Raw genomic sequence first — 16,682 nt, 5'->3', positions numbered from 1 at the left:
ACGCATTATAACGGAAATCACCAGTGATTGGCGCGGGCCTGATATTCAAGTAGTATTGACACGCACATTACAAGTCATTAACAAAAAGAAGCGCTCGAAGGAGAGGTTAATGGAAAGCAAAGTAGTTGTTCCGGCGGAAGGTAAAAAGATCACCCTGCAAGATGGCAAACTGAATGTTCCTCACAACCCAATCATTCCTTTCATTGAAGGTGATGGTATCGGTGTGGACGTGACGCCTGCGATGATCAAAGTGGTTGATGCCGCCGTGCAGAAAGCCTACAAAGGCGAGCGGAAAATTTCCTGGATGGAAATCTATACCGGCGAAAAATCTACCCAACTTTATGGCCAGGACGTCTGGCTGCCAGAAGAAACTCTGGATCTGATTCGTGACTACCGCGTTGCTATCAAAGGCCCACTGACGACTCCAGTTGGCGGCGGTATTCGTTCTCTGAACGTTGCTCTGCGTCAGCAACTTGACCTGTATGTCTGCCTGCGTCCGGTGCGTTACTACCAGGGTACGCCAAGCCCGGTTAAACACCCAGAATTGACCAACATGGTCATCTTCCGTGAAAACTCAGAAGATATTTATGCGGGTATCGAGTGGAAGGCTGACAGCGCAGAAGCTGAAAAAGTCATCAAATTCCTGCGCGATGAAATGGGCGTAACGAAAATTCGTTTCCCAGAACATTGCGGTATCGGCATCAAGCCTTGCTCTGAAGAAGGCACCAAACGCCTGGTTCGTGCAGCCATTGAATACGCAATCACCAATGACCGTGATTCCGTAACGCTGGTTCACAAAGGCAACATCATGAAATTCACCGAAGGTGCTTTCAAAGACTGGGGCTACCAGTTAGCGCGTGAAGAGTTTGGTGGCGAGCTTATCGATGGCGGCCCTTGGGTTAAACTGAAAAACCCTAACACCGGCAAAGAGATCGTTGTCAAAGACGTGATCGCTGATGCATTCCTGCAACAGATCCTGCTGCGCCCTGCTGAATATGATGTCATTGCTTGTATGAACCTGAACGGTGACTACATTTCTGACGCCCTGGCAGCCCAGGTTGGCGGTATCGGTATCGCACCAGGTGCTAACATCGGTGACGAATGCGCACTGTTCGAAGCCACCCACGGTACGGCGCCGAAATATGCAGGCCAGGATAAAGTGAACCCAGGTTCTATCATCCTGTCCGCAGAAATGATGCTGCGTCATATGGAATGGTTCGAAGCGGCTGACTTAATTGTTAAAGGTATGGAAGGCGCGATTAACGCGAAAACCGTAACTTACGATTTCGAACGTCTGATGGATGGCGCTAAACTACTGAAATGTTCAGAGTTTGGTGACGCAATGATCAAGCATATGTAATTAGCGATTTTGCTGATTTCAAAGCGGGAGCCTGGTGCTCCCGTTTTTTATTAAAGACTTTTGCAAAACGGATTTTATGATTACAACTCGGATAGCTCAACCGCAGTAAAAAGAAACTGGCAGAAATGAATACAACGTAAAGAAATTATTTGCATCAGAAATCGAGCAGTTCATCCTCCTTGATGATTTCCTCTACTATTTCAGAGACGTAGCTTGGGTTACCATCTGCATCACGCAGCCAGACGGTCACAAAATCACCTTTCTGCACCGTATCGGCATACAGGTCGCCGACCGTGCCACCTTTGAGAGCGACAACATATCTTTTCATGTTTTTCCTCTTTCGTATGATGGCCCGCTTTTCGATGGGGCTGGATATCCCTGTCCCCTTGTAGATAACATATATTCCCTGAATATAGGAAATCGGCATTAGTTTTTTTAATACAAATTTGAACTTGTATCCCGCACGGGTTACTGCGCCTAACGTTGTATATCAGCCTGTGCGTAGCGCGTCGGCTGCTGCATGCTGTTGTCAGGCGCAAGACCAGGTCTTATACCGGCTTGATGTTCTGATTCATCCGGAACAGGTTTGTCGGGTCGTACTTATTCTTGAGCTCCACGAGTCGATTGTAGGTCGCACCGTAAGCGAAGGCGATGCGGTCGGCCTCCTCCTGGGTGAGGAAGTTGATGTAAGCACCGCTACTGGCAAACGGTTGTGATTTCGCGAAGAATTCGCGCGCCCAGGCGATGCAGTGCTCATCCTCGGTGGCGGACTCCCAGCGACCGTGCACATTCATCACGTAATTGGCATCCCGGCTTGAGTAGGCCATTGCTTCTGGTGCTACGCTCGCCGTCTGACCACCAATAGTCCCGATGAATATCTCACACTGGGGTGATGGCAACTTCGCTGCGTATTCGATGATGGCATCGATAACGCCGTCACTGAGTTGCGAGAAGTTGTGTGACTTCCAGTAGTTGCGCGCTCCTTTTGACAATAACGGATCGAATGCCTGCTGCCAGGCGGTATAGGGTTGCACGCCGATGTGCTCACCGAGCACCGTACCAAACCCGCGCAGTGGCTCAATCAACTTCTCGCCCACCTCAGGATCGCCCACATAGCACAGAGCAAGCGCAACCATCTCTTTCCCGTGAACGTCCTCGGGCAGGAAGGGTAGCGGAGGTGCCTTGCGCGTGACCATCCAAACATTGAGTTCTTCAGGCATCGTCTCGGTGAATCGGGCGAACTGCGAGATCACAGACTTTGCCTGATCAAACGGAAAGACGATGAGCCCACTCAGTACGTTCGGGCCGACGGGATGGAGCTGGAATTCGAAGCGAGTCACAACACCGAAGTTGCCACCTCCACCCCGAAGCCCCCAAAAGAGATCCGCATTTTCTGATTCACTGGCGTGCAGTTGACTCCCATCTGCCGTGACGACCTCCGCAGAGAGCAGATTATCTATAGTCATACCGTACTTCCGACTCAGCCAGCCGAACCCGCCGCCGAGTGTCAGGCCCGCTACACCGGTGGTCGAATTGATGCCCAGCGGTGTGGCGAGTCCATGCGCCTGCACAACCTCATCAAAGTCGCCAAGGGTGCAGCCAGGCTCAACGCTGGCCCTACGGGTTGTCAGGTCCACTTGCACGTTCTTCATCAACGAGAGGTCGATCATCAGACCGCCGTCGCACACAGCATTACCTGCGATATTGTGACCACCTCCTCGGATCGAAATGAGGAGATTTTGCGTGCGCCCAAATTCGATGGCCTTGACCACATCCTCAGGGGACGTGCAGCGAGCTATCAGCGCGGGTTTGCGGTCGATCATGGCGTTCCAGATCTGGCGCACCTCGTCGTAGCCTGCATTGTCAGGAAGCATCACCTCCCCCTGGAAGTGCGTTTTGAACTCGTCAATATTTACCTTTTGTAACTCCTTCATGATTGTCTCCTGGTGTTGAGTATCCCTACTAATTATGGTGGTTTTCCCAGGATCTGATGGTTTGAGTGGCACTTATTAGGGAGTTTATTGACGTTCGCCGTCATCAGGAGGCGTACCCGATCACTCATCTGGACGATGACATCAAGGTATTCAGAGACAATGACGCGCGTGGGGATATCAGAAGTTCACCAATATTTTAGTTTTTCTAATCGGCTTAAAGATTAATAACAGGTTATTCCTGATTTCGACTTGTTTGGGTTTATAAGAAATAAAGATAAGAAGGAGGGGGCTTGAATTAATAAATCTCAGGTTGTTATTTGATATTTTATGCTTATTGAACCATGGCTGGCGATAATCAATGAGCATTAATAATATGACTATTAATGCTTTTCTTAATATGAATATGACCGTATTCGCTGATGCTGTGGGCAACAGCATACATTTATCTGTTGCCCACGCCTCAAATACTGTGATTACCAGAAAACGTTAGCTTGCAGACCAACGGCCCAGGTGTCGTTGGAATGGCCGTTTTCGAAGGCGCTACCTGAGTTATCCCAGTTATCTGAACTGCTATCAAAATAGCTGGCATACAGGCGTAATTCAGGTTTGTCGCGACCGTAAGTCAAAGCTTGAGCGATGGTATATTTCGAACCGCTGCGGTCATAGTTTGCCCCATCAACAGTTTTCTCATCATCGAAGTAACCCAGCTCAACGTAAGTGCGGGTATAGTCAGACCAGTGATAGGTCACTTTGGCACTGGCGGAGACCGTTGTGCCTTCCCCTTTGTTTCCATTCCACAGCTCAACATCGTTGGCGGTTGCATAGTTGATTGCGTGACTCAGATCCCAATCTTTTGCTAATGGGATGACACCGTAGTTGCGTAATGCCCAGCCGTTACCGCTTTTCACTGTACCGTTCAGGGTATCTGCAGCACCGAAAGTTACCCCTTGTAAGGCTGAACCATCAGAATAATATTGTATGACGGTATTGTTGGTGCCTGTATCGAGGACCTGCTGCTTCACGACGGCCATAACAGTTTGGCCATCAGAATAATCGTGGTTGTTATGCTGAATTTGCTCATCGCTGGCATCAGCACCAAGGTATTTATAACCCACGGCGAGGGTAGCACCACTCCACAGAGGTTGGCTGTCATACATTAATTCCAATTGGTTGGAATCGACTAAATCATCAACATCAATGCTGTCGAGTTCGCCATCAGCCCCAATTGAGTTATCTTCTTCAATATCGCGATGAAGCACGGCAACAGAAAGCTTGCCTTGCCCCAGAGACATTTTTTCTATCCCGCCGCCAATGTTAGTGTGGTTCCAGTAGTCATAGTCGTTTGCATCAATACTGTATTTGTTATATTGACGGATACCAACCCATGTTGTTTCTTCTAATCCCAGGAAGTTACGGAATTGCATATTCAGGTTTTCCCAACCGAATGGATTATCACCATTATTACTGTTGGAATCACCATCATACATGTTAATCATGGTCTGAATATAAACAGACTGATTACCTGTGTTATATAACTCTTTTCCAAAGCCAATTTCTGCATAGGTATCAAATTCATTACCCAGACGGCCTACTTTATTTTTCTGAAAACTGCCGCCGACAGCTTCTTTCATCGAACCGTTTTCACCACCCGCAACACCAGCACGGAAATATCCGTAGAAATCAATTCCGGCTAAAGGATCAGCGGCAACGATGGTTTTAGACGCTGCTGCTGTAGTTTCAGTTGCGAATACAGTAGTAGGGAGTAGTGCAAGTGTAACGGAAACAGCTAAGGGTAAGAGAGTTGTTTTCACTATATTTCTTCCTGAATTAAAATTAATAGTACAGAATTTTGTTAAATTTAATAGAAGGCAAAATAAACACATTTAACTGAAATGCAGTTAAAGTGTTGATTGTTTAATTAGAAAGGCCTCATAAGTTTTGCATTATATTGTCTGGTAAGTTGGATAAGCTAGAGGAGGGGAGACGGTTTTTTATTTAAAAATAAACCATATAAAATTAACGGGGTGTGTTTTTTATCTCGGTAATGCGTTAAGTTGAATAGCCAATATACGATGGCCGATAATGCTGTGCCGCTACAAATGATGCCCTGACACAATTATTGTTATGTTCCAAATATTGCGATTCAGCACTGGCTACTCAATTCCTCTCGTTAAAAATGACAGCGAACCTGCTGAAATGTGAAAAGCTTAGCGAGGCGATGATCGAAAGGTTATCAATCGCTTGAGCCAGACAGCGACTTTGATTTAAGAAGTTGCACTCGTGAAGACTATAATTTAGACACGCCATCCTGGCGCGACTCGCCTATTGTGGAGACTTATTATGAAGAAATATGCATTGATACTACTGGCTGCTTCTACCCTGATAGCGGCAATTCCTGCACAGGCTACCGAACAATCAAGACAACGTCAGGATGCCCGTGACGTGAGACAGGGCACTCGTCAGGTGTCGCGTGACATTAAACAAGAGTGTCGCGATGGTCTTGTCGGCAATGCAGATTGTCGCCAGGATCACCGTCAAAATAAGCAGGAAGGCCGTGATAAAGCCCGCGATATCAAGTATTGAGATGCACTGTGAGGTGTAAGAGTTCGCGCCAGTCAGATATAGCACTTAAGCGAATCTGCTGGGCGTGCGTTTCATGATTCCAAAATGATTTCAATACGTCGCGCGGAAAGATAAGTTTAAAATTGTATTTCTTCCTGCGCGACGAGTTAAGCCACTGAAGGGTATTATTTGTGCCCGCCATACGGGTGCGCTAGTCACTTCAGGGCTTAACACATTTAGGAATTTATCATGAAAAAATATGCATTAATGTTTCTTGCTGCTTCCACCCTAATGACCGCGGTACCAGCATTGGCAACGGAGCAGGCGCAAGAGCGCCAGGACGGACGTCAAGCTAAGCAAGAGTGCCGTGATGGTCTTGTTGGCAATGCCGATTGTCGCCAGGAAAAACGCGATATCAAGCACTGATAGATAAGGGGTTAGAGTGACTCCTGATTAGTGCAGAAAAACCCGGCTTAATCGTCGGGTTATTTTTTAGGGGCTTTATTTGCCGCCCATCTTCGTGAGAAATCCTCAAGCCAATGTGCTAAATCAGCAGTAACGTTGTTTCAACTTCTATATCATTCGCTTTTACAAATACTGTTTACTGAAAGCCATCTCTGCGCTGGGTTCTCTTTTCCACTATTTGCGACAAGCCCTCAATGACCAGACTGCTTATTGACAAGCATCGAAACGGACACGGATACCTCGTAACCTAATAAATATAAAGCTTGTTCCAGGGTCTCTACTTTCGATGCATAACGGACATCTAACAGGCGGTCAATCTGAGGGCCATGTTGGTTTAACATCCGTGCAAGGTCAGCCTTACGTGTGCCAGTGTTAATCATTGCATTGTGTAGCGAAGCCTTCAGGCACGTCAGCACAGGAAGGTGAATAGCTAATTCGCCCTTCACAGCTTGAGATGGGAGCGGGACACGTTTACGCGTATCAATCAACTCTCCAATCATGGCCGTCAACGCCTCCTGCGCTTCCAGTTCGATATCGTCATCGGAAAATGCAACTGAATGCAGATTTTCTAAGTCACGAAAGCTGATTTCGTATTCACCAGTTTCTTCATCTATTGCGACCGCAGCGGGATACTTAAACATAAAGCCTCTTTGGATTTATTGGATTCAGTGTCGAAAGGCGCAAGCATTAAGCCACAAAGCCTTTGAACAGTGGAAGGGGGAGTTGATATCCGTCTGTTGATTACTGCTCTGCGGGATGATTACATAAATACTGCGAGTCATGCGGAAAAAAGCGTTTAATTGCAAAAATAATCTGTAATTAAAGCGGTGTGCGGAGTCATGCAGACTTAAAACGGGAGCCTTAAGCTCCCGTTTTTAATATCATGGTTTAGAACGTATACTTAATACCTAAACGGTAACGAACTTCCATTTCATCTTTCTCATGGTTTTCGTTGTAACGTGGTACGTAACCGATTTCAGTATACGGTTTCCAGTGTTTGTCAATATTATAACTGGCCACAACGTTATACAGCCAGTAATTATGTTCACCTTCATAATCTTCGTAGTTGGTGAAGCGATATTCAAAATCACCGACTATCGAGAATTGATCATTCGCGTAGCCAAACTCCCAGTTAAATTGGTTGTAGTTTTTATCCTTAACATTGGAGTTTTCATTCACCTCAATACCTGGACGCCAGCGCAGAGTGGTCATCCAGTTATCGTTAATATTGTAGATAGCTTTAATCTGTGCGCGGTAACCAATATAGGAATCACCTACATCAAGGTTAATCGCTGGCGCAAGTGTTAGCTTGTCATTGATAATGAAGTTCTTACCAAACTCAAATTCGCTACCGTTACCACTGTATTTCTCAATACCGTTTTTGTAGCCTTCGTTATCAACTTCTGTTTTCTCAGAGATTTTACCTTCGACGCTTGCAAAATATCCATCTTCGGTAGTATGGCCAATCTTAATTCTGTCAGCGTTGGTGCCACTTTCAGGTTTGAATTCATGACGATAGTCAAGTGTAACTGCACCAGACGAAACTGAAACCAATAATGTTGCAAGAGCGCTAATTTTAAACAAACATTTCATTTGTCTTTCCCTGTTGTGAATTAAAAAATCAGTCATCGGACTGGTAACGATGCTAATTAATTTCGCTTCAAGAAAGAGATAACTTGATCAAGAAAATGAAATCATGTTTCAATTGTTTTGTTTATTATTAAATAAAATAATTATTGTATTTTATGGTGTAATATTGGAAGTGCTAAAATAATGGTGTTAATAAACTGTAAGTATATTGTCATGAATATATATGGCTATCATGAGGCCGAGAGGAAGCTGGTGGTGAAACCCAGGATGGAAAGCAATCTGTTCGGTCTGAATTCGGCAGGCAGAACTACGGATATACATGTTTAGTTATAGCTTTATTCTCAAATACTTTATATATAGAGGTTCCATGCAGGCTGCAATTAAATAAACAGAACTCACTATCACAGCAATTGCAGGTAATAACGTAAAACGTAGCATAACCAGAAAGTCACTTTTAGCAGTTTACGCTTACGGATTTTCGTAGCGTGGTCATCCTAAAAGGCCAATCAGGAGAGTGACTTTCATAGACCGTCTCAATTCTTATGCATAGTCATGCGAGGGGCGCATGTATCACTGCCGCCCATAACCTTGGGCCGTTCTGGGTTTTTAGACGTTTTTTCTGCGAGTGAGGGTTTCATCACCAGGTCGTTAAGCCATGTTGAGGCCAAAACCAAAAAATTTTCGGGTTTAAAGAGACGTGATGATAATTATCACATGTTAAATTTTGAGCAAAACGGTAATTTTTTATCCGTGACTGGTTGATTTAATATCAATAAGTTGAATTTTTAAGCGAACGATTCACGGGGAATTGCATCGTGGATCTGCTTTGTGTAGGATGTTCTCCACGCCGACTTAGCTCAGTAGGTAGAGCAACTGACTTGTAATCAGTAGGTCACCAGTTCGATTCCGGTAGTCGGCACCATTTTTAAAGAAACCACCTCTCAGGTGGTTTTTTTTCGTCTGTACTTTAGCAAATGTGACGAGGATAAGAGGAAGGCTAAATGCTAAAGCGCTTCCTCAATGGCTGTGGATTAGATCCATCCCTGATGGCTTGCAAACCAAACCACAATTGCCACGACAATCAAGATTACCGTTGTTTTTCTCATGACTTCTCAACCTGTTAAAAAGACACCTGACGTTTCGTTGCGAAGATCATAGCAGGAGACATGCCGTGAATAATCTCGTTTTTCAACAATACGTCGGCTGACATTTATTCTTCACAAACCAACCAGAAGTCTGCTTCGTCGAACATCTCTTCAACCAGACGGTTGATTTTCTCTTTTTCATTCTTGGTGCAGTCGCTGTTTACTGCATTTGCCTGCATAGGTTTCACCCTGACTTCCGCATCCGGGAAGATGGCGTGAACCCGTCGAGTTAATTCTGCAAGAATCTTTTCATTTGCGCCGGGAAGACCCGCCACATTTCGTTTGTCGTAAACCAATTCTACAAACATGGATACTTCCCTATTAAAGCTGTGTTTATATACAGTAATGAATCTCTACATTCAAGGCAAGCGGAGTTCCTGAAAATAGAGCTCAAAGTAAGATAATTGCGCAGTCTATTCCGATTTTTCGGCGATAAGTGGGGTTTCTGTCTTACGTGATTTCGCCTGCTCTATTATGAGTTGATAAGCCACGTAATACTTGAAGATATTGCTCACATATTGCACGGTTTCATTACCTATGCGCAGTTGTGCAATACGTTCAACATTATTAAACCAGACATTAGGATCATAGCCTTGCGCCACAGCTTCTTTGCGTAATCGGGCTATTTTTGCAGGGCCAGCATTATAAGAGGCGAAGGTGAAAAGCAGTTTGTTCAGATCTGTCATTTTTTCGTCAGCAAAATAACGGTCGCACATGAAACGGATATATTTCACGCCAGCATTAATGTTGGGGTCTATCAGCCTGATATCGCCGACGTTTAACTCTTTACCGGTTGTAGGCAGCACTTGCATGACACCAATCGCGCCACTTTTGCTACGTACTTTTTGGTCAAGCCGGGATTCCTGATAACCTTGAGCCACCATCATGAGCCAGTCGATGTTGTATTGTTGACCGTACTTGCGGAAAATATCTGTAACCTGATTAAACTTCTCTATATCTTTTTCCGAGCGCGCATTTTTTACCCATTTAGTATTGCGTAAATACTTATAAACCTGTTGATTGCCGAATGACGTGCCAATTTTATGCGTGGCAGTAAATTTATCCAATTGGGCTTTCAGAAGAGGGGAGTTTTTACGCATTGCGAAGGCGATAGAGCCGTCATCACGTAGGGTAATGTTTTCATAAACAACCAGGTTTGGATAAATCTGCTTCCATAAGATGGCAAGGTAACGGTCAACCACTGTGTAATCGGCAAGGTTGGCGTTCACCATTTCCAGGATGTCTTCCTGCTCGAAATTTCCCGGCGCTTTGATAATCACAGCGGGTGGCAGCTTTTTCTCCGCCAGGTTTTTATTCAGTATCTCAATGCTTGAAATGTAGCTGGTCGAAGGATTCACAAACAGAGACTGTCCCGAAAGGGAATCGGCACTTTTGAGTTCGGGCGCTTTGTTACTGGCGACAAGCACTTCATGGATATTTTTTGCCAATGGTTCACTGAAATCGACCAATTTTTCGCGTTCAGGGGTAATCGTCAAATTAGCGGCGATGATATCTCCACGTCCTGCGATAAGTTGCGGAATAAGTTGGTCACGGGCTGTGGGTACAAAGAGAAGGTGTGTTTTTTGTGAGGGTTTAAGACCTTTATTGATCTGTTTATCAAACTGTTGCATCAACTCCAACATGATGCCTCGCTGAGTCCCACTGTTATCAATAAAGTAAAATGTCTTACTGTAAGGAATCAAAACTCGAATGATCCGCCTTTCCTTCATCACATCATAGTCACCATAAACAACATTGATTTTGGTATCAAATTTCAAATGCTGCTCATCGGTGGCTGCGTTCGTCATCGGCAAAAATGAAGTGATCAAGAGAAGTAGTAGCACCAGGCGAGCCATGTTCACACCATCTAAACAATTCAGCTGCAGACCTTTTAACTATAGCTCGCGCAAACCTGTTTTGGTTACAAAATGCGCAGGTTTGGTGGTTGGGGAGTGTGGAGGGAAATGTTTCCCTTTCTAAATGAGAAAATTATTAATTGAAAATAATTCTTGCTTCCAGCGGGCTGGCGTGCGTTAATGCGTCATCGGTTTGGAAGACAGACCTTATGAAAGCAGTTTTAGTAAAGCAGTCCTCAGTTCAAGCGCTATCAAGTCATCAGATACCCTTCTTCGTGAGTCTCCTCCTAAGTGCCTAAATAAGAAACGTTCTGCAATACAGACCACGTTCGCCATATTAAATGGCTATAAAATATTGAGGAAGTATCTATGTCTAAAATGACTGGTTTAGTAAAATGGTTCAACCCAGAAAAAGGTTTCGGCTTCATCACTCCTGACAATGGTAGCAAAGATGTGTTCGTTCACTTCTCTGCCATTCAGAGCAATGATTTCAAAACTCTGGACGAAGGCCAGAAAGTTGAGTTCTCTATCGAGAACGGCGCTAAAGGTCCATCAGCAACTAACGTTGTTGCTCTGTAAGACTGCTAACGCATACTGCGACTGACGCATGCGAAGACGGTGAATAGCCCGAGCCGGTAGTCAAAGTGAATAAACCCGCCATGTGCGGGTTTTATGTTTTCTAAAATCCCTCAAATCCCTCCGCTATCCTTATCTACAATCCCATTATATTTATATGGTTATCGTCATTCTTTACATTAATTAACGATGTACCTTCAGTTGGTTTACCCAGGGTAGACTATGCTGGTAGCGGAATATACCTTTTTGAAGGTATATCAAATTAATAACTGGAGTTTTTTTATGGGTTTTTGGCGTATTGTTTTTACTATTATTTTACCCCCGCTGGGTGTTTTGTTAGGTAAGGGATTCGGTTGGGCATTTATTCTGAATATTGTACTCACCCTGTTGGGTTACATTCCTGGATTAATCCACGCCTTCTGGGTGCAAACCCGCGATTAATAAAATAAAACTGATTTATTGATTTGCAACTGACGCAGCGGGTGGCTGAAAAGGTCGCTCGCAAGGCACCGTGGGGCGGCATCTAACGGCTCCCTGTTTACTTTTGCACCTAAGAATGTTCTGATACTGCCAATTATTTAATGAGCTACAGAGTCATTTTATGTATCAGTTGAAACCGGGAATGCTGGCAGTGATTATTGGTTCCCGTACTGCCGCTGGGCGTGTGAATATCGGTAAATCAGTCGAGCTTTTTGGCCTGTGCGAACCGGGCAAAAGTTTTGTTAATCCAGTCACTGGTGTGGTGACGCAACTTCCTCATGATGCGAATCATTCGCTGTGGTTAGTTACGGGTAATGTTGTGGCTTTCGATGGACGCGAAGGTTACACCTTTGTCCGTGCTGAATATCTGATGCCACTCGATAAGACGTTATTGCCAGAGATTGAACAAGAACAGGCTGTTCACTAGCCGACCAAACGACCGTGAGCGCCAGGTTCCATCCTGAATTTTGAGCCGTTTTTAATGCCAGTCACCCTGCTAATTTTGGGCGTTGCAAGGCAGATTGCAGTGGCATAATCTATCATTCCTTATGTAGTCGATGTTGTTAAACATAAGGATAATCAAACAAATGCCTCCCTTACCTTTGAAAGAAACTCTTCGCGTTGCGCTGGTCGGTGACTACAACTCTACGGTTATCGCGCATCAGGCGATCCCTCTGGCTTTAGATAATGCAGCTGAATATGTTGACGTCACCGTTGACTATGATTGGTTGCCCACTCCTGAAGTGACAAGTCCTGAAGATCTGGTGGGGTATGATGCCATTTGGTGCGTTCCGGCCAGTCCCTATCAAAATGAAGACGGTGCTTTACTGGCAATTCGTTATGCTCGCGAGAACAAAATTCCGTTTCTTGGTACATGTGGTGGTTTCCAGCATGCCATTATTGAATATGCGCGCAATGTGCTGGATTGGCATGATGCCGGTCATGCCGAAACGAGTCGTGATGGGCGACTGGTGATTGGGCCATTGAGTTGTTCGCTGGTGGAAAAATCCGACGCTATCGAACTTAAGGCGGGATCATTGATTGCTGAGGCTTATGGGCGGTCACAAATTGAAGAGGGCTACCACTGCAATTACGGGATAGCCGATTTTTTTACCGCCCACCTGTCGTCATCTCAATTACAGCCCACCGGATGGGATAATCACGGTGAAATCCGCGTGGTCGAGCTTCGCGGACATCCCTTTTTTGTCGGAACACTTTTCCAGCATGAACGTCACGCATTGAAGGATAAGCCTGCGCCGCTAGTTGAAGCATTTCTTAAAGCGGCGCTGCTTTAGTCAGGAAGAGTGGGCAGGGCGCGCTGGGCTGATCTCTGCATCACGCCCGGCAAATCCGCCGAATACTGCCATCACGCACGCCAGTACTGCACATCCTAATAATGGCAGGCTCCACTGGCCAGAGAGGTCATGCACTTTGCCCATCATCGGTGGGCCAAAAGCCGCCAATAAATATCCCATACATTGTGCCATACCGGACAACGCGGCGGTTTGATGCGCACTGTTTGCGCGCAGGCCGATAAATGTCAGGCCGAGAATCATCGTCGCACCAGAGCCAAAACCAAATATCACAACCCACACACTGGCAAGGCTAGGTACCAGTAATAACCCGACACTACTCACCCCACACAGCAAGGACATGATAATAGCGATACCGCGATGGTCTTTCAGCCGACTTAAAATCATCCCGATAAATAAGCCAGGGGCGGCGGTAGCTAATTGCATCAGGCCGTGCAATGAACCTGCTTGCGCTTCACTATAACCATGACTTATCAGTATCGAAGGCAGCCAGCCAATCACCACATAATAAATGAGCGAGTTGATCCCCAAAAACAGAGTGACTTGCCATGCAAGTGCGGATGTCCATATTCCCCGGCTATGTAAGGCATTACTGTTGCTTAAGGTTGATATGCTGTGATTAGACAATTGCGGCAGCCAAACCAACAAGGCTACTACCGGGAAAATCATCAGTGCCATCAGCGCTCCAGGCCAACCGTAGCCCTGTTGAGATAGAGGGACCACCATCATGGAGCCGATAGCGGCCGCGACGCCCATCGTCAAAGAATACGCACCGGTCAATCGTGCGACCTGGCCTGGAAAATCACGCTTAATCAGGCCGGGTAAAAGCACGTTCCCTATCGCAATTCCGCAGCCAATAATCGCGGTACCAATATAAAGCAGTGCTGTATTTCCCATTGAGCGTAGTGCAATCCCCGCGCAGATAATCAGCAGGGCAGCAAACAAACACCGTTCGATACCGAACCGACGAGCAATCCCTGCCGCCAGTGGAGAAACTATCGCAAAGGCCAAAAGTGGGAGAGTGGTGAGCACGCCTGTTTGTGCCGTTGTCAGGCTGAATGATTCGCGAATCATCTCCAGCAAGGGAGCTGCGCCGGTAAACGTCACGCGCAGCGTGGTGGCAATCATTAAGATGCCGAGCAGTAACAAACCGTGTTTTTTCACATTTAAAGTCGAAATCGATGACATACATATACCCCGTAAAACGATGCGCTCAAGATACACGTTTTAGGAATGGAAGAAATCAACGTAAAATGCCAGTTTATCCCTAAAACCGGACAAGATTATGGAGCGCGGATTAGCCCTCGAAGGATTCGACCCTGATATCAACCGTCAGCCTGCTCAGGCGTTCAGGATCCTGGTGTCAGAAAGTGAGAACGAAATTGCCTTCCATCATCACCGCAAAGGCCAGCTGATTTTGGCGTTACATGGCGGGATTACCTGTGAAGTTGAGCAGGCGATGTGGATGGTGCCCACGCAACATGCGGTCTGGATCCCCGGTGAAATGCCGCACAGTAATCGCGCGACCGCAAACGCCCGGCTGTGCTTTCTGTTTATTGAACCGGGTGTAGTTGAGATGCCAGCACAATGCTGCACATTACGGATTACCCCGTTGGTGCGTGAATTGATCCTGCATTTGACCCAGCAAGATGAGTCTGGTTTAGCACAACCGGAGACGCAAAGATTGGTAAGGGTTTTGTTCGATGAATTGCCACGCCAGGCCGTGGAACAGCTACATTTGCCCATGTCGCGGCACCCTAAAATCCGTTTTATTGCTGAACGCCTGGTGTCAGATCCACAGCAGCGCAACACTCTGGAGCAATGGGCTTCACAACTGGCGATGAGTGAGCGAAATCTTGCGCGCCTAGTGGTGAAAGAAACAGGGCTCAGTTTTCGGCGGTGGCGGCAACAGTTACAGCTGATCGTGGCACTTCAGTTGCTGATTGGCGGTTCATCGGTACAAAAGGTTGCTGGCGAACTCGGGTATGATTCGACCAATGCATTTATAACAATGTTTAAAAAGGCGCTGGGAAACACACCTGGACGCTATCTGGCATCGCTGGAACTCAGGTAGCGGATTCACTGTTTTCCGATGATAAGTGATACCAGTCCCGCAGCGATAAGTGGCCCAACAGGCACACCACGGAATAATGCCACACCTAAAACCGTTCCAACCAACAGGCCAGCCACTAAACTCGGTTGGCTGCTCATTAGCGTTACGCCGCGCCCACCGAGCCATGAGACAAACACGCCGACTGCAATCGCAACCAGCGATTTCCAGTGGGTAAACGAGTGCAACAGAGTACTTGCAGGTAAGGTGCCGCTGGCAATCGGAGCCATGACCCCGATCGTCAGAATGATAATCCCCACCGTCAGTCCCTGTTTTTCAATCCAGGGGAAAAAATGACTCAATGGAGTCACCCGGACAATGATAAGAACCAGAATGGATACCGCAACGGTAGTGTTATGGCTGACAAATCCTAGCGCGGCGAGTGCCAGCAGGATTAAAAGTGTCGAATCGACGATCATCGTTGTTCCTTGCGAAAAATGACGGGAAGGCTTTTTTATTGTTAATGTTTATTTTACGTGCAGCCGAGATATTTCTTAAGCCTTTTTAAACAGATAGCGAATGTTTTGTGCAGTTGCATAGCAATGATTAGAAAGTTGAATCGTTTTTGGCGATCAATAAAGCAGATATTGATCTGTAAAAACTATTTGAAAATTGTGGGTATTCACTCGTACTCTGACGCCGCTGAATTGGACTTTTTACTTCTTCCATTCTGAATGCGCATATTTACACATCAATGCGTTCTTCTTACCAGTAGCGAAATTTTAATGTGAAAGCCATATCTCCTCATTTCCATCGACATGATTTTTGTTGCCCGTGCGGGTGCGGTTTTGCTGATGTCAGCATTGAATTAGTGGCTCTTCTCGAAGCGGTATTCGAGTATTTTCAACAACCTGTCTTGATACGGCGGGGGTGTAGTTGCACGCAACACAACAAAGCCTGCGGTGATGAATACGCAAGTCAGCATTTATTAGGAACGGCGGCGGATATAACGGTGGAAAAAACTTCCCCCGATGACGTCGCTAATTATCTTGAGGCGACGTACCCGCAAAAATATGGAATAGGGCGAAGCGAATCCTGGACACATATTGATATGCGTTTAACGGTTGCTCGTTGGCGAGAGTAAATTACGCGTCGTATTAGCCATTGGGAAGGAATAAAATCAGCCAGTATGTATATTAACTGGCTGATTTTATTTATTAATTGTAAGAACTACTGGACTGCTTCTGGAGCAGATAACCAACGCGTAACCTATTGATTTTATGCTTCCTAAAATCCACTCCAAAATCCCTCCAAAATTATTCCCCAAAACGAATTTTAAATTCTATTGAGT

18 protein-coding genes and 1 tRNA gene are annotated in these 16,682 nt (G+C 45.9%); 10 read left to right on the top strand and 9 right to left on the bottom strand.

Annotated elements, in window-relative coordinates:
- Positions 1-109 precede the first annotated feature (109 nt).
- Positions 110-1,360 carry an NADP-dependent isocitrate dehydrogenase gene (gene icd / locus RHD99_RS15070; RefSeq protein WP_133522638.1) on the top strand — a complete coding sequence of 417 codons (1,251 nt, stop codon included), beginning with the start codon at positions 110-112 and terminating at the stop codon, positions 1,358-1,360.
- Positions 1,361-1,514: 154 nt separating this feature from the next.
- Here icd and RHD99_RS15065 read toward each other — a convergent pair whose 3' ends face one another.
- From RHD99_RS15065 to RHD99_RS15055, 3 genes are all read right to left on the bottom strand, one after another.
- On the bottom strand, positions 1,515-1,688 hold the full coding sequence (locus tag RHD99_RS15065) for a hypothetical protein (RefSeq protein WP_183271862.1): 174 nt from the start codon (positions 1,686-1,688) through the stop codon (positions 1,515-1,517).
- Positions 1,689-1,908: 220 nt separating this feature from the next.
- Positions 1,909-3,294 carry an FAD-binding oxidoreductase gene (locus RHD99_RS15060; RefSeq protein ID WP_309874944.1) on the bottom strand — a complete coding sequence of 462 codons (1,386 nt, stop codon included), beginning with the start codon at positions 3,292-3,294 and terminating at the stop codon, positions 1,909-1,911.
- Between the two features lie 473 nt (positions 3,295-3,767).
- Complete coding sequence (locus tag RHD99_RS15055; RefSeq protein WP_309874943.1) at positions 3,768-5,105, bottom strand: carbohydrate porin; 1,338 nt, start codon at positions 5,103-5,105, stop codon at positions 3,768-3,770.
- A gap of 529 nt (positions 5,106-5,634) precedes the next feature.
- On the opposite strand from RHD99_RS15055, the gene RHD99_RS15050 reads away from it, so the two are divergent.
- Together RHD99_RS15050 and RHD99_RS15045 are read left to right on the top strand one after the other, a co-directional pair.
- A complete protein-coding gene (locus tag RHD99_RS15050) occupies positions 5,635-5,877 on the top strand; it encodes a hypothetical protein (protein WP_183271857.1) in 243 nt (80 codons plus the stop codon).
- Between the two features lie 228 nt (positions 5,878-6,105).
- Positions 6,106-6,282: a hypothetical protein gene (locus RHD99_RS15045; RefSeq protein ID WP_309874942.1), complete on the top strand. Its 177-nt coding sequence runs from the start codon at positions 6,106-6,108 to the stop codon at positions 6,280-6,282.
- A gap of 230 nt (positions 6,283-6,512) precedes the next feature.
- Here the strand turns inward: RHD99_RS15045 and RHD99_RS15040 are convergent, their stop codons facing one another.
- Together RHD99_RS15040 and RHD99_RS15035 are read right to left on the bottom strand one after the other, a co-directional pair.
- Complete coding sequence (locus RHD99_RS15040) at positions 6,513-6,962, bottom strand: type II toxin-antitoxin system HicB family antitoxin (protein WP_309874941.1); 450 nt, start codon at positions 6,960-6,962, stop codon at positions 6,513-6,515.
- A 247-nt stretch (positions 6,963-7,209) separates the two neighbouring features.
- Complete coding sequence (locus RHD99_RS15035; RefSeq protein WP_183271854.1) at positions 7,210-7,914, bottom strand: oligogalacturonate-specific porin KdgM family protein; 705 nt, start codon at positions 7,912-7,914, stop codon at positions 7,210-7,212.
- A gap of 843 nt (positions 7,915-8,757) precedes the next feature.
- Here RHD99_RS15035 and RHD99_RS15030 point away from each other — a divergent pair.
- Positions 8,758-8,833: transfer RNA gene (locus RHD99_RS15030), tRNA-Thr, on the top strand.
- A 288-nt stretch (positions 8,834-9,121) separates the two neighbouring features.
- On the opposite strand, the gene RHD99_RS15025 is transcribed toward RHD99_RS15030, so the two are convergent.
- Positions 9,122-9,364, bottom strand: coding sequence for a DinI family protein (locus tag RHD99_RS15025; protein ID WP_183271853.1), 243 nt, complete (start codon positions 9,362-9,364; stop codon positions 9,122-9,124).
- 105 nt (positions 9,365-9,469) lie between these two features.
- The gene (locus RHD99_RS15020; protein ID WP_309874940.1) at positions 9,470-10,912 is read right to left on the bottom strand and encodes an MltF family protein; all 1,443 of its coding nucleotides are present in this window, start codon (positions 10,910-10,912) and stop codon (positions 9,470-9,472) included.
- Between the two features lie 369 nt (positions 10,913-11,281).
- On the opposite strand from RHD99_RS15020, the gene cspE reads away from it, so the two are divergent.
- The 4 genes from cspE (at position 11,282) to RHD99_RS15000 (ending at position 13,263) form a co-directional block, all read left to right on the top strand.
- Complete coding sequence (cspE, locus tag RHD99_RS15015; RefSeq protein ID WP_183271852.1) at positions 11,282-11,491, top strand: transcription antiterminator/RNA stability regulator CspE; 210 nt, start codon at positions 11,282-11,284, stop codon at positions 11,489-11,491.
- 279 nt (positions 11,492-11,770) lie between these two features.
- Positions 11,771-11,929 (top strand): YqaE/Pmp3 family membrane protein, encoded by a 159-nt coding sequence (locus RHD99_RS15010; RefSeq protein ID WP_006687217.1) that lies wholly within the window; start codon positions 11,771-11,773, stop codon positions 11,927-11,929.
- Positions 11,930-12,089: 160 nt separating this feature from the next.
- Positions 12,090-12,395 carry a hypothetical protein gene (locus RHD99_RS15005; protein WP_309874937.1) on the top strand — a complete coding sequence of 102 codons (306 nt, stop codon included), beginning with the start codon at positions 12,090-12,092 and terminating at the stop codon, positions 12,393-12,395.
- Positions 12,396-12,555: 160 nt separating this feature from the next.
- A complete protein-coding gene (locus RHD99_RS15000) occupies positions 12,556-13,263 on the top strand; it encodes a CTP synthase C-terminal region-related (seleno)protein (RefSeq protein ID WP_309874935.1) in 708 nt (235 codons plus the stop codon).
- On the opposite strand, the gene RHD99_RS14995 is transcribed toward RHD99_RS15000, so the two are convergent.
- The gene (locus tag RHD99_RS14995; protein WP_309874933.1) at positions 13,264-14,469 is read right to left on the bottom strand and encodes a CynX/NimT family MFS transporter; all 1,206 of its coding nucleotides are present in this window, start codon (positions 14,467-14,469) and stop codon (positions 13,264-13,266) included.
- Between the two features lie 97 nt (positions 14,470-14,566).
- Here RHD99_RS14995 and RHD99_RS14990 point away from each other — a divergent pair, with 97 nt between their 5' ends.
- The gene (locus RHD99_RS14990; protein WP_309874931.1) at positions 14,567-15,355 is read left to right on the top strand and encodes an AraC family transcriptional regulator; all 789 of its coding nucleotides are present in this window, start codon (positions 14,567-14,569) and stop codon (positions 15,353-15,355) included.
- Between the two features lie 5 nt (positions 15,356-15,360).
- Here RHD99_RS14990 and RHD99_RS14985 read toward each other — a convergent pair whose 3' ends face one another.
- Positions 15,361-15,807: a DUF441 domain-containing protein gene (locus tag RHD99_RS14985; RefSeq protein WP_183271987.1), complete on the bottom strand. Its 447-nt coding sequence runs from the start codon at positions 15,805-15,807 to the stop codon at positions 15,361-15,363.
- A gap of 311 nt (positions 15,808-16,118) precedes the next feature.
- Here RHD99_RS14985 and RHD99_RS14980 point away from each other — a divergent pair, with 311 nt between their 5' ends.
- A complete protein-coding gene (locus RHD99_RS14980; RefSeq protein ID WP_309874929.1) occupies positions 16,119-16,475 on the top strand; it encodes a D-Ala-D-Ala carboxypeptidase family metallohydrolase in 357 nt (118 codons plus the stop codon).
- The last annotated feature ends 207 nt before the right edge of the window (positions 16,476-16,682 follow it).

The organism is Buttiauxella selenatireducens (genome assembly GCF_031432975.1).
Lineage (GTDB): Bacteria > Pseudomonadota > Gammaproteobacteria > Enterobacterales > Enterobacteriaceae > Buttiauxella > Buttiauxella selenatireducens.
This window is presented reverse-complemented; position numbering and strand designations above follow the sequence as displayed.